Source organism: Qipengyuania soli, assembly GCF_015529805.1.
In the GTDB taxonomy this organism is placed as follows: Bacteria; Pseudomonadota; Alphaproteobacteria; order Sphingomonadales; family Sphingomonadaceae; genus Qipengyuania; species Qipengyuania soli.
On record NZ_CP064654.1, the window covers coordinates 227,528 to 247,764 of the forward strand.

Sequence of the window (20,237 nt, forward strand, 5' to 3'; positions counted from 1 at the left end):
GCCCATCCCCGCTAAACTTCCTGTCAACCATAAGCGGGAAATGCTTGAGATCGCGTTAAGCGGCCTTCACGTGCCTCAGGAAGTCGTGGACCTGCGTCTGGAGCGTGCCGGCCTGTTCTTCGAGTGAAGTGGCAGAGGTCAGCACCTGGCTCGCGGCTGCGCCGGCTGTGAGGGACGTCTCGCGCACCTTGAGGATGCTTCCCGAAACTTCGTCGGTCGAACGTGCGGCAAGGTCGATGCTTCGGGCCAGATCCTGTCCGGCGACCGACTGCTGGTCGACGGCGCTGGCGATCGAGACGGCAGTGCTTTCGAGTTCGCGAATCTGGCTGGCGATCGAACGGAGCGCGCCGACGCTGGCACCGGTTGAATCCTGCATTGCCCGGATTTGTCCGGCAATTTCCTCGGTCGCGCGGCTCGTCTGCGCGGCAAGTTCTTTCACTTCGCTCGCTACGACAGCGAAGCCGCGACCTGCCTCGCCGCCGCGCGCCGCTTCGATCGATGCGTTGAGCGCAAGAAGGTTGGTGCGCTTGGCGATCGACTGGATCAGTTCCACGATCTGGCCGACCTGATCGGCCGACGACGCAAGTGCCGAAATAGTCGTATCGGCACCGGTTGCGGTTTCGGTCGCCTTGCGGGCGAGTTCCGCCGAGTGCGAAGCTTGGCGGCTGATCTCCCCGATCGACATGGCAAATTCGTCTGATGCGGATGCTGCCGCGGTTGCGCCCACCGACGCCTGCTCGATGGAGCGCGATACGATGGCTGTCTGGTCGCTGGCTTCTTCTGCTGCCCCTGCCATCGAGGACGCAGTGGTCTTGAGCTGTGAAGACGCTGCGGCGACGCCGCTGACAACTTCACCTACTGTGCGTTCGAAACGCTCGGCGATGAGTTGCATTTCCTTGCCCCGTTCGGCGCGAAGCGAGGCGCGTTCCTGCGACATGCGTTCGAATTCCCAAGCGGCCTGAAGGAAGACCTCGAACGCGCGGGCAAGATCGCCGATTTCGTCCTGCCGGTCGAGAGCGGGGATGTGCATGTCCTTTTCGCCCTTGGCGAGGCGACCGGCGACATCGGTCATCCGGCGCAAGGTGTGTGAAATGTCGCGGGCGAGGTAGCGTGCGCTCAGCGTCACCATCGAAATGCCGATGACAGCGACCACGATGAAGGCGACGAAGAGCAGGGAAACGATGAAGGTCGAGTGCTCGTCGGCAGCCTTGGCGATCGCTTCGAACTCGCTACGCAGTCCATGTGCCTCATCGACGAACTGTTCACCATCGAGGTAGACGCTGTCGGAGAACTCCTGCCATTGCTGGCCCGAGCCGCGCGACCGCTGTGCAGCCTCAACCCGAGTTGTGAGTGAAGCAAGATCACCGTTGAGCTTGTCGATGGCCGGCAAGGTTACAGGCGCAACGTCTACGGCAAGTGCCTTGATGTCGCTGAGCTTGCGGTCGGCATTGCGAAGCGCATCGTGCGCCGCGACGAGATCCGATTTGTCACCCACGGCGGCGTAGTGCTGTACGAACAGACGGGCATCGCCGATGTCGCCGATCATGCGCGCAGCTTCGACATTCGCCTGCGACAAGGCCATCCGCTCCGCCTTCAGTTGCAAGGCGATGTAACCGCCGACAAGCGTCGCCAGCAGGCCGAGCACCACCGCTGCAATGTTGGCCATTGCTATGGCGCGTAATTTCTCGCCGACTGACTTGTTGAAGAGAAAGCCCTTCAACCCGTTGGGACGATCGATGTCGACCGCCTCTGCGGCCTCGGAAATTCCCGCGAAGAGCGGCTGTCCGCCCAGTTCCGGCACGTGGATTTCGCCCACGACTTCCTGTTCGGCGACAACGCCGTTCACCATGTCCGAAAGTGCGCTCATGCGACCTTGGAATCCCTCTGTTCTGTAGGTGTTGCCGTTCCGACCGGCTTGCCCAGATGCTGGGCGATTTCCTCGGCGGGAAGGGCCTTGAAATAGAGCCAACCCTGGATCTGGTCGCAGCCGGCGGCGCGGACCATGTCGGCCTGGTCCTGTGTCTCGACGCCCTCGGCCGTCACGCCCATCTTCATGGCACGCGCCACAGTGATGCTGGACAGCATCATGGCGCGGCTGCCCTCGTCTTCGCCTGCCTGGACGACGAGGCTGCGGTCAAGCTTGAGCTTTTCGAAGCGGAACTGACGCAGGAAGCCGATCGAGGCATATCCGGTGCCGAAATCGTCGAGCGAGATTTTGACCCCGAAACCGCGGATGACAGCAAGGCTGCGCTCGGCAACCACCGGGTCGAGCACGAGGCAGGTTTCCGTAATCTCGAGTTCGAGGCGCTCCGGATCGAAGCCAGTCTCTTCGAGGATATGGCCGAGCTGGATCGGGAACTCCGGATTGCGCAGCTGAGCGGCGGAGATATTCACCGATAGGGTAATGTCATCCCATTCGAGTGCATCGCAGCAGGCCTGACGCAGGACCCACAGGCCAATCGCATTGATGAGGCCGCTTTCCTCAGCGACGGGGATGAAAATGTTCGGACCCACGCGCTTGCCGTCGGCACGCTCCCAGCGCAGCAGACACTCGACCGCCACGACCTTGCGGGTGCGACTGTCGACGAGCGGCTGGTAGTTAAGGCGGAATTCCCTGTTGGCGAGTCCTGCGCGAAGCTCGTCGTCCATTTCTTTCAGCTGTTCGCGACTCTGATCGAACGCGGCGCTGAACCAGGTGCAGCGCATCTTGCCACCGCGCTTGGACGCATACATGGCGACATCCGAGCGACGCAGCAGTTCGGATGAACTGAGCTTTTCGCCCGGCACCTTGCGCGACAAGCCGATGCTTGCGCCCAGAGTCAGGCGCCGGTCGTCAACGCTGACCGGCTTGGCGAGGCGTTCGATCAAGCGGCGGCAAAGCCCCTCCAACACCGTGCCGGCCACGGGACCACCGATCAGCAGTGCATACTCGTCGCCGCCAAGGCGATAGACCGAAGCTTCGTCCCCCGCGAGATCCTTCAGGATCGTCGCGCATTCGCGGATCGCGGCATCGCCAACAAAATGGCCATAGTGATCATTGACCAGCTTGAACCCGTCGAGGTCGATCAGTGCAAGTGCGATTTCCTGACCTGCCCGGTCGTGCTTCTGGAAGTCGACATGCAGGGAGCGCCTGTTGGGAAGCGCAGTGAGGCTGTCTGTAAAACCGAGCTTTTCGTATCGACCGATATGGCGCAGGCCGAGTATCGCCAGGACGGCAACCGCACAGCAAAAGATGATGGATCCGGCTGCCAGGACGGGTGCGGGCGATGAAAGTCCGATCTTGTGGCTGACCATCGCCAGCGACATCGTGAGCAGGAAGATGGTCGATAGGACAAGGATGGGGCCGAGCACAAACGCTCTGCTGTCGGCACCCGCGCTATCGTCCTTGAAACTCACGAATTTCCCCCCGCGGTGCGACCCCACGAACTTGTGTACCCTGCGAATTACCTAGGAATCGCTAAGGAAGCGTAAACCCGGGGTTTACCTTGATTGGCAGGCGGTTTGCCTTATCGCGCGACGGCGATCCGCGGCGAGTGCGCGACGCGCGATGCTACCGACGTCGGCTTGTAGATTGCCGAACCCCATTCGGAGGATTCGAAGCGTTCGGTCTGTCCAACCACCGATTCCCCGGCGCCAAGCATGAGCCAGCCGTCTTGGGCGAGCGCACCAGCGACGCGATCGAAGGCCGATGCCCGGGTAGGACGGTCGAAATAGAGCAGGACATTGCGACACAGTACGAGGTCGAACCGACCGGGCGCGGGCGGATAATCGAGAATGCTCTGCTGTTGGAACCGGGTCATCGAGCAGATGCGATCACTCGCCTGCCAGCCGCGTGGCGTCTCGGAAAAGAAGTTGAGCATTTGCGCGACACTGATCCCGCGCTGAATTTCAAACTGCGAATAGCAGCCGGTCTTGGCTGTGGTTATTGCCTTGCCCGAGACATCGGTTCCCACAATGTCGATATCCCAGTCCTGCCAACGGCCCGGTTGCTCGGCGAAGATCATCGCCAGGCTGAGCGCTTCCTGCCCGGTCGAACATCCTGCCGACCAGATCGACAGCTTTCGGGTGCTCGCACGCTTGCGAGCCAGGTCGGGCAGGACCTGGTTGGCGAGCGTCATGAAATAGACGTGGTCGCGGAAAAAGTAGGTTTCGTTATTGAGCAGTGCCTCGACGACCTTGGTAGCAAGGTGCTGTTCGCCCGGTCGTTCAAGCATGCAGGCGAGCTGGTCGATATTGTCGATGCCGAATTCGCGAAACAGGCCGGCAAGCGCCGTCGACACACGCCAACGGCGGTTCTCAGTGAGTTGCTGTCCGGTCTTCTGGGCAAGTAGGTCGGCAATAATTGCGTGTGAGGCGTCATTCACGCCCATGCGTCCGCTCCTGCGCTTGAAAGGACCTTCTCGGCCAGTTCTTCTGGCGGGAGTACTGCTGAAGCGAGACCCATCTCGGTCACTGCGCGCGGCATGCCCCAAACCGCGCAGCTTTCCGCGTTCTGCGCGAAGATCGACCCACCGGCGGTGGCGATAACCTGTGCACCCTCGGTTCCGTCGCGTCCCATCCCGGAAAGCAGGACGGCAGCGACGTGCCCGTCGCAGGCCTCGGCAAGCGTTTCGAACATCGGGTCGACTGATGGCATGCAGCCGCTCTTGACCGGATGGTAGGCCAGACCGGTAACCAGACGCCCGGCGCTTTTGCGGACAATCATGTGGCCATGGCCTGGAGCGATGACGATGTGACCGCTGCGAATCTCTACGCCTTCGTCCGCAAGGACGGCCGGACGGCGCGCAGCCATTTCCATCTGCTTCGCGAAGACCGGAATAAAGCTGTCGGGCAGGTGCTGAGTAATCAGGATGGGGAGCTCGAAGTTCTCCGGCACTTTGCGCAGGAACAGATTCAGTGCGTGGATGCCGCCGGTCGACGCACCTATCGCGACCACCTGAGGTTTTTTGCCAAGCGTTTTCGGTGCACGAGCGACAGGAACTGATGGCTTTGCCGTCGTCGGGTCGACCCCCGCCAATGCCCTGATCTTGCCAAGCAGGGTATTGCGATAATCATCGTTGAAGCCGCCGGGACGCGGCTTGAGCATGGTGTCTGCGGCGCCAAGCGAAAGCGCTTTCACAGTATGTTCGGCCCCGTCGGCGGTCAGAGAGGAGATCACGAGGATCTGCGCCTTGGGTGCAGCTTGCTGGAGCTTGGGTAGCGCCTCGATGCCGCCCATTCCGGGCATCTCAAGGTCGAGCATGATCACGTCGATCTCGTGGCTCGCAAGCGCCTCGATCCCGCGTTCGGCGGTGTTCGCGGTGGTGACGAGGCGCATGTCCTCTTCGTTCTGGAGCATGCGCGTGAAGACCGTGCGGACGGTGAGGGAATCGTCCACGATCATGATCCGGACGACGCGCTTCTGCGGTGTCACGGAAACTATCCGTTCAGTGCGAAGTGCCGCAACCATCTGCCCGGCCCCCTTCAGGCCATGCCGACAAGCTGGAGCTTGATCTGCAGGGTCTCGTGATCGAACGGCTTCATCACATATTCGTCGGCACCCGCGCTGATCGCTTCACGGATGTGCGCAACATCGTTTTCGGTAGTGCAGAAAACGACTTTCGGTTTGTCTCCGCCATCACGTTGGCGCAGCTGAACGATGAATTCGATGCCGGTCATGACCGGCATGTTCCAGTCGAGGAGGACCACATCGGGCATTGATTCGAGGCACTTGTTGAGGCCTTCCTGGCCGTTTTCCGCCTCTTCCACCGCGAAACCGAGGGTCTCGAGGATATGACGGGAAACTTTGCGGATAACGCGCGAATCGTCGACGATCAGGCAGGTTTTCATTTCGTAGGACCTCTGGTGTTCGCAACGGTAGTAACCGCCGCAGGTAACTATTCGCTTAAGCTGCCTCTGCGACCGGTCCCGCGACCAGCGTGACCACATCAATCACGAGCGCAGGTCCCCCATCGGTTTCGACCATTCCCAGGGATGCATGTTGCCAACCGCTCCCGAAGCCGCCGGGAACGGCCGTCGCCTCGCTTCGTGCTTCGCCCACGTCATAGGCCTCGTCGACCAGCAGGGCGTACAGATGCCCGCCTACGTCGACGACCGCAGCACGCTGATCGGATACTTCGCCAGAGCTCTCCAGTCCGAGGGCAACCGGGCAATCGATGACGGTCAGCGCCTGGCTACGCAGTGCAGTCAGGCCACGGACGAAGCCGGGAGTGCCCGGAATAGGCGTGATCTCGTCGATCTCGATCACCGACTGGACCTGGCTGGCAGGGATAGCAGCACGGCGGCCTGCAATCATGCACATCAACAGGAGCTCGTTCATGCGGTCTTCCCCCCTGCCATCTTGCCAAGGCGAACCTGCTTGAGGGCCGCCAGGAGGCTGTCGCGGTCGTAGCGGTAAATGGTGTCGGGCATCTCGGGCCCGGCTTCCGGTTCTTGGCGTAGTCGAATGACGTTTCGCGCAGCCGGTAATTGTTCGGTCTCTTCGTGCCGTTCGAATACGATCGCGACATCGGCGCTGTCATCTCTTTCGCCAGCGATGCGATAGCCAGCAGCCTCAACCAGCGGACCCAGGATGGTGCGGGCCCATTCGCTGGCTTCGGGAATTCGGCACGACATCGGGTGATCGAGTCGTTGCGGGGCCCGATGGCGGGCGAAGAGTGCGTGGCCATCAATGACTGGCACCGTCTGGCCCTCGATGAGAGTCACACCCTCGATGAGAGGGTCGCCTTCGACCGTGACAATGTCGCCTTCCATTTCCGACGCGTCGAGGACTTCCGAGACGGCATACACAAGCTCGCTTTCTCCATCCGACAGGCGCAGCAGTCGGCAGCGATCTTGGGGAAGTTCACCGAACTCGAGGCCTACGAGCGAGAAGATGGCTCCGTCGATAACGGCCTGCGCGCGATTGCCTTCGATGTCGATGGCTTCGCGCGAAATGGTGTCAATGCGGCGAACAAGGTCGAGGCGGGCAGCCCGGCGACGTCCGTCGAGCCCTGCGAAGAGCATGATCGGAACTGTCCTGCGGCGATGTTCGACCTTTTCTTCCTCGACGACGTTTGTTGTTCCTCGTTCGGAAACCAACTGGTGGGTCGCCGCGATGCTCGGCATGTCTAGCAGCATCATTGGTCGGCCATCGTCAAGCAGGGTGGTGCCGGCGTAAAGGCGTGTCTCCATGACGGCGGGCGCGATCGGCTTCACCACCACGTCCTCGTGGTCATAGACCCGGTCGACGGCGAGTGCGAAAACATCGTCGCTGGCAAGGCGGATCAGCACCAGCGTCCTCTCTTCCCAGATGACATCGGCGTTGTCCTCGATGCCGAGGATCGCTCCGAGGGAGAGGCAGGGTACTCGCTTGCCGCGGAAGGTGACGAGGCGACGTTCGCCGGCTTCGGCGAAGTCGACATTGGCGTTAGAGCCGAAGACGATCTCTTCGACGTAGCTGCGCGGAATAGCATAACGCTGACGCCCTGCGCCAACGGTCAGCGCGGCAATGATCGACAGGGTCAGCGGCAACTTGATGTGGAAGCTGGTGCCCTGGCCAGGCTTGCTGGTGAGGTCGATGGAACCGCCGACCTTCTCGATATTGGCGCGCACCACGTCCATGCCGACGCCGCGTCCGGATACCGAACTGACCTGATCCGCAGTAGACAGGCCCGGCGCGAAGATGAGGTGCTGCTTGCGACGGTCCGACATGGCGTCGACCTCCGCCTTGGTATGGATCCCGGCAGAGACGGCCTTCGCCGCGATCCGTTCGATGTCGAGCCCGCGACCGTCATCGGTCACCACAAGGCTGATCTGGTTGCCGGCCTGGCGTGCCGAGAAGCGCATCAGGCCGATCTCGCGCTTGCCCTTGTGCAGCCGGTCGCCCGGGCTCTCGATCCCGTGGTCGATGGCATTGCGGATGATGTGGGTCAGCGGATCGCGGACCATCTCGATCATCTCGCGGTCGAGTTCGACTTCACCGCCTTCGAAATCGACCATGACCTGCTTGCCCAGTTCGTTCGACAGATCGCGAACGAGGCGGGGAAGCGAGCTGAACAGGTGTTCGAGCCGCTGCATTCGCATGCGTGTGATCGACGAACGGACATCGGCCAGGATGGTCGAGAGGCGTTCGAAAGGGCCGTCGATGGTCGGCTGTTCGCCAGCATCACGCAGGCGGCGGGCAAGGTCGTTGCGCGCCAGCACCATGTCGGAGACACCCTTCATGACCTCGTCGAGAAGGTCGACCGGCAGGCGGATCGATCGCTGGACCGCGTTGGCCCGGCTGCTTTTGGTCGTGTCATCTGACGTATCGGCGATTTCTACCGAGATCGCACCCGACGCTGCGGTATCTTCCTGCTCGCTGTCCGCTCGGCGATGTACGAATTCGTCCGGTTCCTGCGGATTGAGTGCCGCGATCAGCGGCTCGTCGCCGCCTTCGGGAAATTCCTCGCCCGCTTCGATCGCATCGGTCATTGCGCTGATGCGATCGATGATCGCGAGCACCGCCGAAACCAGAGCGCTGTCGGGCGTGCGACGCCCGGCGCGGCATTCCGACAGGGCGTCTTCGGCTGCGTGGCTCAACTTCTCGAGGCGGGGGAAGTCGAAGAAGCCGCAATTGCCCTTCACCGTGTGGACGAAGCGGAAAATGGTATCGAGACGTTCGGTATCGGAAGGGTTTGCTTCCCACGCGACGATTTCGCCGCTGCTGGCGTCAAGCATCTCCCTGGTCTCGGCGATAAAGTCCGCCAGCAACTCATCCATGGTGTTCGCCCCTGATACGATCGGGTCGAGCTATGGACGAAGATGGTTAACGATTGGTTTGGGCCGGCACAGCTCCCTGCTGAGGACTCCGGAGGATTTTCCAGACGACAAACGCGGCGAATGATCCGCCAATAACGTTGGCCGCGAGTTCCGCTGCATAGACAGCCTCCGCACCCCAGACCGGGCGAAGCAGCCAGGCGAAGGGCAGCATGACCAGAAAGACGCGGGCAAAGCTCTGGCCCAGCGCGAAGCGGGCCTTGTCCACGGCATTGAGCGCGCCATTGGCGACGATAAGGACGCCGAAACCGGCATAGCCCCAGACCGAGATCTCCAGATATCGTGCGAACTCGGCGATGACCGCGGGATCATCCGTAAAGAAGCGGGCAAACCATTGGCCAAGGGCAAACAGCAGAACCGCGATGATGAGCCCGTAGGCGATGCAGAAGACTGCCGCCTCGCGCATGGCCTCGCGTGAGCGGTCAGGCATTCCTGCGCCCCAGTTTTGTCCCACGATGGCCCCGATCGAACCTGACAGGGCAAGCAATGGAACCACGGCGAAACTCTGCAAACGCCCTGCTGCACCGAAGCCGGCGACCGCTGCTTCGCCCTGGCTGGCAAGGAGGGCGGTGAGGACCGACAGGCCTATGGGATTGATCGCGTTGGAGAAGGCTGCAGGACCTGCAACGGACAGGATAGCCTTGGCCGATTCCCCCATGCGGCACTTGCGGATGAGGGTCGGGTGTATCTTGAGCGCCGAGCGGTCGATCAACACCAGGGCCACCACGATCGCCAGAACCCAGCCGATCAACGTTGCCCAGGCTGCGCCGGCGACCCCGAAACCTTCGAAGCCGAAGCCACCGGTTATGAGCAGCGGGTCGAGTATCCAGTTCGCGATCGAGAAGGTCAGGGAGACATAACTCGTAGCCTTCGCCTCGCCTTGTCCCCGAAGGATACCGTTGAGGCCCATCTGCAGCAGCAGGAACGGCATGCCGATCGCATAAGGCACCATGTATTCGCGGATCAGTGCCAGCAGTTGCGGCGGTGCCTGCATCAGGCGGAAGAGGGGATCGAGCAGGAGGTAAAGCACAAGAGCGAAGACGAGCCCCATGACGAGCGCGAAGATCGCGCCGAAATTCGCCCTGCGTTCCGCACGGTCGCGGTCGCCTTCGCCCAGCGCCCGCGCGATGACGGAATTGATACCGACCATCACCCCGACGCCGAGGCTCGAGATTGCGATCGTGATCGGGAAGATGAAGCTTACCGCCGCCAGTTCGGTCGAGCCAAGCCGCCCGATGAAATAGGCGTCGATGAGGCCAACCGACATGATTGCCGCCACGCCGAGGATCATCGGAAGGGTCTGGGTGAGGAGGTGGCCGCGGATACTCCCGCTCGTCAGTTTGGCCGTCGCGCTCATCGCCTTTGCGCCTAGCGACAAGGGACCGGCTTGCCTAGCGCCCAATCACCCCAGACCGCTTGCGCACTCGCAGCGCCGCATGCGATACTGGCGGAGAAACGAAACCGGCGAGGAACGAGACCATGGCGACCCAGATCAGGCAGCGCGATTTCGAATGCAGCGATGCCGAATGGCAGGCGCGCCAGGACCTTGCCGTGTGCTATCGCATCTTCGACCACCTCGGCTGGGGCGAGAGCATCTACAACCACATTTCAGTCGCCGTTCCGGGAGAGGACGATACTTTCCTCATCAATCCCTTCGGCCTGCTCTATGACGAGGTTACAGCGTCGAACCTCGTGAAGATCGACGTCGAAGGCAACAATGTCGGCCATTCGCAATACATGGTGAACAAGGCCGGCTTCACCCAGCATGCCTACTTCCACAAGCACCTCGGCGCGAAGGCCAATGCCATCTGCCACGTCCACACGACAGCGACGATGGCAGTGTGCAGCCACAAGGACGGACTGCTCCCGACCAATTTCTACGCCTGCAATTTCCAGGGACGCATCGGCTACCACGACTTCGAAGGCGTCACCGTTCGTCCGGAAGAAGGCGAGCGCCTGGTCGAGAACCTCGGAAACAACTCGATCCTGATGCTGCGCAACCACGGCCCGGTGGTCATGGATCGGACGATCCAGGGCATGTTCGTGAAGATGTGGTCGCTCCAGCGCGCCTGCGAGATTCAGGTCGCCACACTCAGCCAGGGCGCGGCCAATGTCATCTCGCAGGAGGTGGTCGACGTTCACCAGCGCGACCTGTCCGTCATGGCCTCGCAGGGCGGGGCAGGCGTGCTGGACTTCGAAGCATGGAAACGCCGGGTGTCGAAGATCGACGATAGCTGGAAATACTGACCGGCTGACGGTATCCGCTTCGCATGACCAGCATGACCGTCAACGGGAAGCCCGTGCGCTTCCTGATGGATCCCGACACCCCGCTCCTGTGGGCGTTGCGCGATGCGGCGAACCTCACGGGTACGAAGTACGGTTGCGGCGAGGGTGATTGCGGGGCCTGCATGGTCCATGTCGATGGCGAAGCGCTGCGATCCTGCCTGATCACGATTTCCGAAGCGGAGGGCCGCTTCATCACCACGATCGAAGGCCTCAGTCGTGATCGCTCGCATCCGGTCCAGCAGGCCATGGTCGCCGAACAGGCGATCCAGTGCGGCTTCTGCACACCGGGCATCGTCATGGCGGCCTCTGCCTTGCTGAGGAAGAATCCCTCACCCAGCGAGGCCGAGATCAAGGCCGCTATCACGAACCTGTGCCGCTGCGGTGTTTACCCGCGGCTGGTCGAAGCAATATTGCGCGCCGGCAGGGTGACCCGCCGAGCCGAGACCATCAGCGCCGCGCCCGCGCCCGGTATCAGCGCCGAGGACGCTGCTCGCGAAGTCCCCGCGATCAGCGCCCCCGAAACTGCACCTTCCGACTAGATTTTCACCTTCACGCCGATCCTGGCAGTGAGCGGCTTGCCCGGCTGGATGTTGTTGTCGCCATGGGCCGACGGGTAATAGTTCTCGTCGAACAGGTTCTCGACGTTGAGCTGGATGCCGATGCGATCGTTGAGCGTGTAGTAAGCCGCTGCATCGACGCGAACGTAGTCCGGCAGGACGACGGTGTTGCTGATGCTGGCATACTGTTCGTCCTGGTAGACCAGGCCTGCACCGAGCCCGAACTGCTCGCTCAGGTCGATGCGGTTCCATAGCGCGATCTGGTGCTTCGGCAGCTGCTGCAGCACCGTACCGGCAACGGCCCGATCGGTGTCGTTGCGGATTTCGCCGTCGAGATAGGTGTAGCCGAGGCTCGCCTGCCACATGGGCAGGATCTTGCCGACGAGGCTTGCCTCGAAACCCTTGACGCGGCTCGATCCGGTGAGGACGGGAAGGCCTGAACCCGACGGATCGGGGGCCGTCGTGTTGGTGCGGTCGAGCTGGAACACTGCAGCCGTCGCGAACAGGTCGGGACGGACCGCCCACTTGACGCCAAGTTCGAGGTTCTCGAACTTCTCCGGCTCGAGCGCCGCATCATCCGCGCCGAGGGTCGAGAACTGGTCGCCCGACTGCGGCAGGAAGCTGGTCGAATAGCTGGCGTAGAGCGACAGGTCCTGCTGCGGCTTGAGGATCACGCCGAAACGCGGGCTCCACTTCTCGTCGACCCGGGCAGTCTGGACCGGGACTGCAGGATTGAAGAGGTTGGTGGCCTTGAGGTCGAAGCGGTCGAAGCGGACACCGCCGACCAGCTGCACGATGCCGAAATCGAGCTGCTCCTGGACATAGGCGGAGAAAGTATCGAGCTGCGATGCGCTGCGATTGGTGAGGCGACCGATCCCGACCGCAGGGACGTCGATGATGCGGGCGAGCGGGCGGTTGATATCCTCGACCCCGCCGCCGAAATCGATCTCGGTGCGCGAGGCAATCGTCTCCTGGTCGCCTACTTCGACGCCTGCGAGGAAAGTCGAACCGATCCCGCCGAAATCGGTATCCCAGACGAGGTTCGCCTGGCCGATCCAGTTCTCGCGATCGGTCGCGCTGGTGTAGCCGCCGAGGTTCACCGTGGTGCCGTCGCTGTTCGAGGGAACGACGTTGGCGTAGTACTTGTCGTAGTTCGCGTACTGGCCGGTAGCGTTGATGCTCACCGTGTCGGTCAACTCATGATCGATCCGTAGCCGGGCAATATGCGCGACATTGGTCGAGGTATTAAATTCGCGGCTGCCGAAGAAGGTCCGATCATAACCTTCAAGCGGTCCGGTCCCGACCGACGGCAAACCGCGGTCGGTCACGCGCTCGTCGTCGTCATAGGTGTAATGTGCGGTCAGTCGGGTGCGTTCGCCGAGACGGGCGGTGACGGTCGGCGAGATGCCGATGAAGCGGCCTTCGTAGAAATCGCGGTGATTGCCGAATTCTTCGTAGGTCGCGTTGAGACGGGCGGCGATCGTTTCCGAGGCGGGGACGTTGAGGTCCGCCGCGAGGGCGAAGGTGCCGAAACTGTCGACCGAGGCATCGAAGCCCAATTCGGTTCCGGTAAACTCGGCGACCTTGCTTACGCGGTTGACGATCCCGCCGCCGCCGCCGCGCCCGAAGATGAGAGCGTTCGAACCCTTGAGCACTTCGACGCGATCGACGTTGTAGAGCGAGCGGTAGTACTGCGCATCGTCCCGCAGGCCGTCGAGGTAGAAGTCGGCAGTGCTCGACTGGCCGCGGATGTAGATCTGGTCGCGATGACCCTCGCCGGTATCGAGAGAAACGCCCGGGACATAGCGCAGCGCGTCGTTGAGCTGGGTTATGCCCATGTCGTCGAGCTGGTCTTCGGTGATCATCGTGACCGCCTGCGGCACGTCGATCAGCGCGGTAGGCGTCTTGGTGGCCGTCGACCCGTCGTCGACGTCATAGCCGTCGCGCGCACCCGTCACGATGATGTCGGTGGGCAGGTAGTCGCGCTCGGGCTGGGCGTCGTCGGCCATCGCAGGCGTAGCCAGCATGGCAGTGCCGAGCAGAAGGGCGCGCGTGAAGGGAAGGGGCCTCATGGAAAACTTTCTTTTCTTGCGAATGATTCTCAAATCCTGCCCGCCTGCTATTGCGAACCATTCGCATTCGCAACAGAAAACTTGAGTTTTGCGCGTGAAAAAACTGCAAGCCCCGCTTTCGCCGAGCGCAACTGCCGCCTAGAGCTTGCTCCCGGAAAAGGAGACAAGAGCCATGAAGGCGACCATCTGGCACAATCCGAAGTGCGGCACCTCGCGCAAAACTCTCGCCATCCTCGAGAGCCTTTCAGGGGTCGAGCTGACCGTGGTCGAATATCTCAAGGAACCGCCAAGCGCCGAAAAGCTCGCTCAGCTCTACAAGGATGCGGGGATCACTCCGAACGAGGGCCTGCGCATTCGCGGTACCGATGCTGAGGAGCGCGGTCTGCCGAACGCCGACGCGGCCACGGTGCTCGACGCCATGGCGACCGATCCGATTCTTATCGAGAGGCCTCTGGTCGAGACCGACAAGGGCGTCCGCCTTTGCCGTCCGCAGGACCGGGTCCTGGAGATTCTCTAGCGGCGGTCGCGGGTGAGGTCGCTGTCGGCCTGGAGCGACACCCAGCCATAGGCGAAGACGATCAGGCAGATCGCGACGATCAATCCGAAGCCGAGCCAGTCGGAATGGCCATAAAGCCAGACGCCCAGCGCCGGGGCGTAGATATAGCTCGCCCCCGCCACCGAAGCGGTGATGCCTGACGCCTGCCCTTGTTCGGACCGGGTGACCGCGAGCGACGTTCCGGACGTCGCGCCCGGCCGGAAAAGACCGAAGCCGAGCGAGGCGATCGCGAAACTGAGGGCGATAAGGTGCAGGTCGTCTGCAATGCCGAGTACCGCCACCCCGAATGCCGATATGAGGATGCCCGATAGCGTCGCCGCACGCGGGCCGAGGTTGAAGCGGGGGATCAATCCCCACTGAGCGAGAAGCGTGGCAATCGCACCCGCCATCAGGACCAGTCCGACAGGACCCGTGCCCTCGGTGGGGTTGTCCCGTAGCCCGAGCCTGTCGAGCACGAGGAACCCGGCGATCCCGAGCATCATTGCCTGGGCGTGCCCCCCCAGCAAATTCACGATTACCCACGGGCGCAGGCGCGGCTCGAACCAGCGCAGCTTGTGCGGCTCCACCTGCTCTCCGCCTTCGTCGTCGTCTTCGGACTGGGTGCCGGAAAGATCCGCCGTCGGGCTACCCGAATAGGACGGGTCGTAGGCCTTACCCCGCGCTGGAAACTGCGGCTCGTCGTTGGGCAGGCGCCATCTCAGCGCGACCAGCGTAAGGACTCCGATGAGCGCGAAAATGACGAACGGGCCGGTCAGGCCGACGCCCGGGAGGACCATTAATGGTGCCAAGGCGGGGCCGATGACGGTACCAAGGCCGAAGCTCGACGCGATTAGTGAAAGCGCCTGCGTGCGTTCCGAGCGCGGCGTGCGGCTGGCGACATAGGCCTGGACGGCAGGCGGGGCCGCACTGCCGAAGCCGCCATAGAGGCTGCGCGCCGCCGCAAACAGGACCAAGGCCCAAAAGGCAGTGAGATAGCCCGAAAGACCGAACCACAACATCAGGCCGCACAGCGAGAAGCTGGCGATGAAGCCGACGAGGCCAAGCGCCATCATCGCCTTGCGTCCCCGCCGGTCGGAACGGTCGGCCCAAATCGGGGCACAGAACACCCACAGCAACGCCGACCAGCTGTAGGCAAGGCTGATCCAGACGTCGTCGACCTTCAGCGCAGTGCCAATGGACGGCATCACCGACTGCATTGCGGTATTGCCCGCTGCGGTCGTCAGCATGACGGCGAAAAGCAGAACCATCCGCTCACGCGAGATAGGCTTGCTTTGCGGAGCAACGCCCGCGGGGGTCAGTGTCTTGTCCGGATCGGCGTCGCCCATGAAACGTGCGCTACGCCCGCCGAAGCGCGCTTGCAATGCCAGCAGGGTGCTGTCACACCGCGCGAATTCTTTTTTCAGGTCGCCGTGAGGAATTGGAATTGGCTTCCGAACAAGGTGTTGGCGTAATCGAACGCCCCAGTTTCAAGCATAAGGCGGCGCGGTTCTTCGGACAGTGGGGGGTCTTCTTCCGCGGTTTCCTGGAACACCCGAGGATGGTGGGTTCGATCATCCCGTCTTCGCGCTTCACCATCGAGAAGATGCTCGCCCCGGTGAAATGGGAAGAGTGCGAATTGTTCGTCGAATACGGCCCGGGTGTCGGCACCTTCTGCCAGCCCGTACTCGACCGGTTGCGCCGCGACGGTGCCCTGATCGTGATCGACACCAACCCGCTCTACATCGACTATCTCAAGAAGCATTTTCGGGACAGCCGCTTCCATGCGGTGCTCGGCAGTGCCGAGGATGTCGAGGCCATCGTAAGGGCGCATGGCTATGACCACGCAGATTACGTGCTGTCGGGTCTGCCGTTTTCGACCCTGCCCGATGGCGTGGGCCCGGCCATTGCTGCGGCGACCCACCGGGTCATCCGCCCCGGCGGCGCGTTCCTCGTCTACCAGTTTTCGGCCAAGGCGCGCGACTTCATGGCGAAGCATTTTCGCCGGATCGACAGCGGCTTCGAATTCTGGAACGTCCTGCCCTGCCAGCTTTTCTGGGGTTGGAAGGACTGATCAAATTTCGATCGTGATCTCGTCCCGGCTGTGCAGGCGCGCAAGCTGGGCGTGGATGGCGGCGAGTATGCAGGCGCCGACGACAACGGCGATCGCATTCGTCGCCGCCTCGACCACGGCCATCCCGAAGCTGGCTATCTCGGCGCTGGCGAAAGCGAGCAAGAGCGTGGCGACCAGCGAAACGACGCTCGAAATCACGAGAAAAGCGATCACCAGCAGCGCGAAGAACAGGAAAAGCCGCAAGCTGTTGCCCTTGGTCAAGGTCCAGGATTTACGGATCGCTGCGACCGGGTTCATTTCGCCATCCATGGCAATCACGGGCGAGACCAGCGTCAGCTTGATGATGATATAGAGCGTCACCACGAAGGCGAGCACCATGCCGAGCGCAGCCAAGGCCCGTCCGCCGACAACACCCGGAAGGCCAACGAGGAAGAAGATGACGAGGACGATCAGTCCTGCCTGAATGACCTGTGCGCCGAGATAGGTCGCGATTGACTTGACCCCGGTTTCGAGAGCCTCCGCAACCGTCGGCTTTGCGCGTTGGCGCATCAGGGCAAGCATGGCGAGGTTACCGATACCGCCGACGATCATCAGCGCGAGGAACAGCCACCAGTATTTGGCAACCATCGACTGCATCACTGCCATCATGGCGTCGGCATTCATGCCGGCACCCGGATTGGCGAGTTGCGACATTTCGGGGATGAAGCTGGTCGCCGCAGCGTATGGCAGGAAATAGAAGACCCCGGCGATCGTCACCAGCAAGCCGAGATTGGCCTTCAGCAGCGACATCGCATCGCGCCACGCCTTGTCCAGGTCGAACTTCATCCCGCAACCTCCATTTCCCCCTTGATAAGCGCCTGCCCAGTCGCCACGCAATCGCCGATGTCGGCACAACACCCCGCAAATATCGAATGGCGCAGCGAAAGCGGGCAGATCGCCTATCGCGACGCGCTGGCCGCGATGGAGAAACGCAACCGCGCGATCAGCGAGGGGAGCACGTCGGAGATGGTCTGGCTGCTGGAACATCCGCCGGTCTACACCGCCGGGACCAGCGCCGATGGTGCCGAACTGCTCGACCCGCGTTTCGAAGTGGTCGAGGCCGGGCGGGGCGGGCGCTATACCTACCATGGCCCGGGGCAGCGGGTGGGTTACGTCATGCTCGACCTCAAGGAACGCGGGCGCGATGTGCGCTGCTTCGTCCACTCGCTCGAAGGCTGGGTCATCGCGACGCTGGCGGATATCGGCGTCGAGTGCTGGCGCTCGGACGGACGCATCGGCATCTGGACGCGCGATGTCGACGGGGGCGAGGCGAAGATCGGTGCCATCGGCGTGCGCGTGCGGCGCTGGGTGACGATGCACGGCTTCTCGGTCAATCTCGCGCCCGACCTGACCCACTTCACCGGTATCGTGCCCTGCGGAATCGAGGAATTCGGCGTCACCAGCCTTGCGCGGCTTGGTATCGACCTTGCGCCCGAGGCATTCGATGAGGCATTGCATGCCCGCTTCGGCGATTTCCTCGCCGCACTCGAAGGAAAGGCCTGCGCACTGCCATGATCCGCAAGACTCTTATCGCCTTGACCCTCTCGGCTGCATTGGGCGCTTGCGGAGACAAGGACAGCGGAGAGACAACCGACGCGAATGCAGGCGCGCGCGGCGAAGTGCTGGGCGGCTCGATCAGCGACGGGATGATCCCGCTCGACGAGTTGAAATCGCGCGCGGCCCCGATGAAGGCCACTCCGACCTCCGCCTCGACCGGCAGTGCCGTAGCGCCGGCGGAGGAGGCTGCGGGAGAAGATGCCGGTGCAGAGGCAGAGACTAAGCCTGCGGAGGATACGACTCCCGAACTGCCCGAGAACTAGGCCTCGCCGAGGACCGCCCTGGCGCGACGCAGCTCGGGCTGGCCGATGCGCCGGCCCTTGTGCATCAAACTGTCGGCATGCGGGCTGACGGCGAAGGCCGAGATCACGAGCTGCGCCTCGCCACGCTCCTCAGCGGTGGGCGCGAAGGCGGCGTTGATCGCTGCGACATGCGCCGGATGGGTTGCGAACATGCCGGTGAATCCGTCTGCCCGTGCGCCCTCGGCGGCACGAGCCATGGGTTCCGGCTCGCGCGGGCCCGAGTATGCCGCCTCGATCGCTTCTAGACCGAGTGCCTGCGCCACCAGCAATACCTGCGCGCGCAAGTAGGCAAGCGGATCGCTCCACGCACCCCCGGGACCGCGCTTGCGCCGGGCGGACAGCGAATGGGCGAGGCCGTCCGCGTCCCACGCCAGCGCCGATACGCGCGGATGCATATCCTCGAGCAGTTTCGGCACCTGGAGCGCCGCGCGCGGCGACCTGCCGATCTGAGGGATGATGCGCGTCGAATTGCTCCTGACACCGCAACGCTGTTCGATTTCGTAGAGGAGACCTGCGAACTGCTGAATATCGTCCTGCGTGCCGCACCCGCCGACGACGATGCCTTCAGGAGCCGCTTCCATCACGGCCTCCAGGTCGTCGCGCCAGTGGGGACTGTCGCCCGGCACTATGCGCGCCCAGCGCGCAAAGCGCCTCGCGGCGACCACCTGTTCGCGGTGCGAGATCAACCAGTCTCGCGCCTGCAGCCGTGTCTTGGCCTGCTTTTCGGCATGGCCCCCGCGTACGAGATCCACCACCACCACGTCCGCCCCGGCATTGGCTACCGATGCGAGCGCCTTGTCATTGTCGGCCGGGACCAGAATCCACGAGCGCATGCTACCCTCCAGTTGCTCGCCATGCGGCGAATCACTGGAGGGCAGCCTCCTCTCAAATGGTTAGCATGGGGTAATCGATGTACCCTTCCGGCCCCGAGCCGTACCAGGAATGCGGTACGTTGACGTTGGGAGCGATTTCGGCTCCCAGGCGGAAGCGTTCGGCAAGGTCGGGGTTGGAGATGTAGTCGCGTCCCCAGCTGATCGCATCGGCGCGGCCCGCATCGATGTCGGCAACTGCACCCTCTGGCGAATAATCGCTGTTTAGCACCAGCGCGCCCGAATAGATCTGGCGGATCAGCGGGCTCTGCTTGGGTACTTCGGTGGCCCCGAAAGTGCCGTTCGGTCCCGGTTCGCGCAGTTCGAGGAAGGCGAGACCGAGGTCTTCCACGACCTTCGTCGCTGCGCCGAAGGTTGCCGGCGGATCGCTGTCGTCGCAACCCTGCGTCTCTCCGTTGGGCGAGAGGCGAACGCCGACGCGATCGGCACCCCATACATCGACCAGCGCGGTCAGGACCTCGCGCAGGAAGCGGGTGCGGTTTTCCGGGCTGCCGCCGTATTCGTCGGTACGCAAATTGGTGCTGTCGCGCAGGAACTGGTCGACGAGATAGCCATTCGCGCCGTGCAGTTGCACGCCATCGAAGCCGGCCTTCTTGGCGTTTTCGGCAGCGTGGCGGTAATCCTCGACGATGCGCTTGATGTCATCGACGGTCGCTTCGCGCGCCTGCTCGTAGTCCTTGCGTCCCTCGAAAGTGTGCGCATGGCCGGGCGCAGTGGTCGCGCTGGCCGAGACCGGCGGATTGCCACCGAGGAACAGCGGGTGGACGAGGCGACCCATGTGCCACAGCTGCAGGACGATCAAGCCGCCTTCCTCGTGCACCGCATCGGTGGTCAGCTTCCAGCCCTCGACCTGCTCTTCGCTCCAGATACCCGGAGCTGCGGGCCAGCCCGAACCTTCCACGGTGATACCGGTCGCTTCGCTGATGATGAGGCCCGCCCCGGCGCGCTGGCGGTAATAGGTCGCCATCATCTCGTTCGGCACCGAACCCGGCTGGCTCGAACGTCCGCGCGTCAGCGGCGCCATGAACACCCGGTTCTTCGCATCGAGGGCGCCCATTTTCAGCGGCTGGAAAAGCGTTTCATGCATCGCGGACAAATCCTTTTTGCTAGCTCGTGTCGGCGATTGAGC

The 20,237-nt window shown here is 62.8% G+C and carries 19 protein-coding genes; 6 read left to right on the forward strand and 13 right to left on the reverse strand.

Annotation, left to right across the window (positions count from 1 at the left end):
• Positions 1 to 55: 55 nt before the first annotated feature.
• The 8 genes from IRL76_RS14505 to IRL76_RS01170 all read right to left on the reverse strand — a co-directional run bounded on the left by IRL76_RS14505 (position 56) and on the right by IRL76_RS01170 (position 10,156).
• Positions 56 to 1,867 (reverse strand): methyl-accepting chemotaxis protein, encoded by a 1,812-nt coding sequence (locus IRL76_RS14505; RefSeq protein ID WP_246449890.1) that lies wholly within the window; start codon positions 1,865 to 1,867, stop codon positions 56 to 58.
• Positions 1,864 to 3,396: a putative bifunctional diguanylate cyclase/phosphodiesterase gene (locus IRL76_RS01140; protein ID WP_246449891.1), complete on the reverse strand. Its 1,533-nt coding sequence runs from the start codon at positions 3,394 to 3,396 to the stop codon at positions 1,864 to 1,866. Before IRL76_RS01140 ends, IRL76_RS14505 begins: the two co-directional genes overlap by 4 nt.
• A gap of 110 nt (positions 3,397 to 3,506) precedes the next feature.
• Positions 3,507 to 4,370 carry a CheR family methyltransferase gene (locus IRL76_RS01145; protein ID WP_200982390.1) on the reverse strand — a complete coding sequence of 288 codons (864 nt, stop codon included), beginning with the start codon at positions 4,368 to 4,370 and terminating at the stop codon, positions 3,507 to 3,509.
• A complete protein-coding gene (gene cheB / locus IRL76_RS01150) occupies positions 4,361 to 5,413 on the reverse strand; it encodes a chemotaxis-specific protein-glutamate methyltransferase CheB (RefSeq protein ID WP_246449894.1) in 1,053 nt (350 codons plus the stop codon). The genes IRL76_RS01145 and cheB overlap by 10 nt, the downstream gene beginning before the upstream one ends.
• Positions 5,414 to 5,463: 50 nt before the next feature.
• Positions 5,464 to 5,829: a response regulator gene (locus IRL76_RS01155; RefSeq protein WP_200982392.1), complete on the reverse strand. Its 366-nt coding sequence runs from the start codon at positions 5,827 to 5,829 to the stop codon at positions 5,464 to 5,466.
• Between the two features lie 55 nt (positions 5,830 to 5,884).
• Complete coding sequence (locus IRL76_RS01160; RefSeq protein ID WP_200982394.1) at positions 5,885 to 6,319, reverse strand: chemotaxis protein CheW; 435 nt, start codon at positions 6,317 to 6,319, stop codon at positions 5,885 to 5,887.
• The gene (locus IRL76_RS01165; RefSeq protein ID WP_200982396.1) at positions 6,316 to 8,742 is read right to left on the reverse strand and encodes a chemotaxis protein CheA; all 2,427 of its coding nucleotides are present in this window, start codon (positions 8,740 to 8,742) and stop codon (positions 6,316 to 6,318) included. The genes IRL76_RS01160 and IRL76_RS01165 overlap by 4 nt, the downstream gene beginning before the upstream one ends.
• Before the next feature lie 46 nt (positions 8,743 to 8,788).
• Complete coding sequence (locus tag IRL76_RS01170; protein ID WP_200982398.1) at positions 8,789 to 10,156, reverse strand: MATE family efflux transporter; 1,368 nt, start codon at positions 10,154 to 10,156, stop codon at positions 8,789 to 8,791.
• 122 nt (positions 10,157 to 10,278) lie between these two features.
• Here IRL76_RS01170 and IRL76_RS01175 point away from each other — a divergent pair, with 122 nt between their 5' ends.
• Together IRL76_RS01175 and IRL76_RS01180 are read left to right on the forward strand one after the other, a co-directional pair.
• Positions 10,279 to 11,046 carry a class II aldolase/adducin family protein gene (locus IRL76_RS01175; RefSeq protein ID WP_200982400.1) on the forward strand — a complete coding sequence of 256 codons (768 nt, stop codon included), beginning with the start codon at positions 10,279 to 10,281 and terminating at the stop codon, positions 11,044 to 11,046.
• Positions 11,047 to 11,069: 23 nt separating this feature from the next.
• Entirely contained in the window at positions 11,070 to 11,624 is a 555-nt protein-coding gene (locus IRL76_RS01180; RefSeq protein WP_200982403.1) for a (2Fe-2S)-binding protein, read from the forward strand.
• On the opposite strand, the gene IRL76_RS01185 is transcribed toward IRL76_RS01180, so the two are convergent.
• A complete protein-coding gene (locus IRL76_RS01185) occupies positions 11,621 to 13,714 on the reverse strand; it encodes a TonB-dependent receptor (protein WP_200982405.1) in 2,094 nt (697 codons plus the stop codon). The genes IRL76_RS01180 and IRL76_RS01185 overlap by 4 nt on opposite strands.
• Positions 13,715 to 13,886: 172 nt before the next feature.
• Here IRL76_RS01185 and IRL76_RS01190 point away from each other — a divergent pair, with 172 nt between their 5' ends.
• The gene (locus IRL76_RS01190) at positions 13,887 to 14,231 is read left to right on the forward strand and encodes an arsenate reductase family protein (protein ID WP_200982407.1); all 345 of its coding nucleotides are present in this window, start codon (positions 13,887 to 13,889) and stop codon (positions 14,229 to 14,231) included.
• On the opposite strand, the gene IRL76_RS01195 is transcribed toward IRL76_RS01190, so the two are convergent.
• On the reverse strand, positions 14,228 to 15,595 hold the full coding sequence (locus tag IRL76_RS01195; protein WP_200982409.1) for an MFS transporter: 1,368 nt from the start codon (positions 15,593 to 15,595) through the stop codon (positions 14,228 to 14,230). The two genes, IRL76_RS01190 and IRL76_RS01195, sit on opposite strands and share 4 nt — an antisense overlap.
• Positions 15,596 to 15,630: 35 nt before the next feature.
• On the opposite strand from IRL76_RS01195, the gene IRL76_RS01200 reads away from it, so the two are divergent.
• A complete protein-coding gene (locus IRL76_RS01200; RefSeq protein ID WP_200982411.1) occupies positions 15,631 to 16,320 on the forward strand; it encodes a class I SAM-dependent methyltransferase in 690 nt (229 codons plus the stop codon).
• Here IRL76_RS01200 and IRL76_RS01205 read toward each other — a convergent pair whose 3' ends face one another.
• The gene (locus IRL76_RS01205) at positions 16,321 to 17,145 is read right to left on the reverse strand and encodes a glycerophosphoryl diester phosphodiesterase membrane domain-containing protein (RefSeq protein ID WP_200982413.1); all 825 of its coding nucleotides are present in this window, start codon (positions 17,143 to 17,145) and stop codon (positions 16,321 to 16,323) included. It abuts the gene before it with no gap.
• A 57-nt stretch (positions 17,146 to 17,202) separates the two neighbouring features.
• On the opposite strand from IRL76_RS01205, the gene lipB reads away from it, so the two are divergent.
• Positions 17,203 to 17,874: a lipoyl(octanoyl) transferase LipB gene (gene lipB / locus IRL76_RS01210; RefSeq protein ID WP_200982415.1), complete on the forward strand. Its 672-nt coding sequence runs from the start codon at positions 17,203 to 17,205 to the stop codon at positions 17,872 to 17,874.
• The gene (locus IRL76_RS01215; protein ID WP_200982417.1) at positions 17,871 to 18,179 is read left to right on the forward strand and encodes a hypothetical protein; all 309 of its coding nucleotides are present in this window, start codon (positions 17,871 to 17,873) and stop codon (positions 18,177 to 18,179) included. Before lipB ends, IRL76_RS01215 begins: the two co-directional genes overlap by 4 nt.
• Here IRL76_RS01215 and IRL76_RS01220 read toward each other — a convergent pair.
• Positions 18,176 to 19,051: an HpcH/HpaI aldolase/citrate lyase family protein gene (locus IRL76_RS01220; protein WP_200982418.1), complete on the reverse strand. Its 876-nt coding sequence runs from the start codon at positions 19,049 to 19,051 to the stop codon at positions 18,176 to 18,178. The two genes, IRL76_RS01215 and IRL76_RS01220, sit on opposite strands and share 4 nt — an antisense overlap.
• A 52-nt stretch (positions 19,052 to 19,103) precedes the next feature.
• Positions 19,104 to 20,195 carry an alkene reductase gene (locus IRL76_RS01225; protein WP_200982420.1) on the reverse strand — a complete coding sequence of 364 codons (1,092 nt, stop codon included), beginning with the start codon at positions 20,193 to 20,195 and terminating at the stop codon, positions 19,104 to 19,106.
• Positions 20,196 to 20,237: the final 42 nt, after the last annotated feature.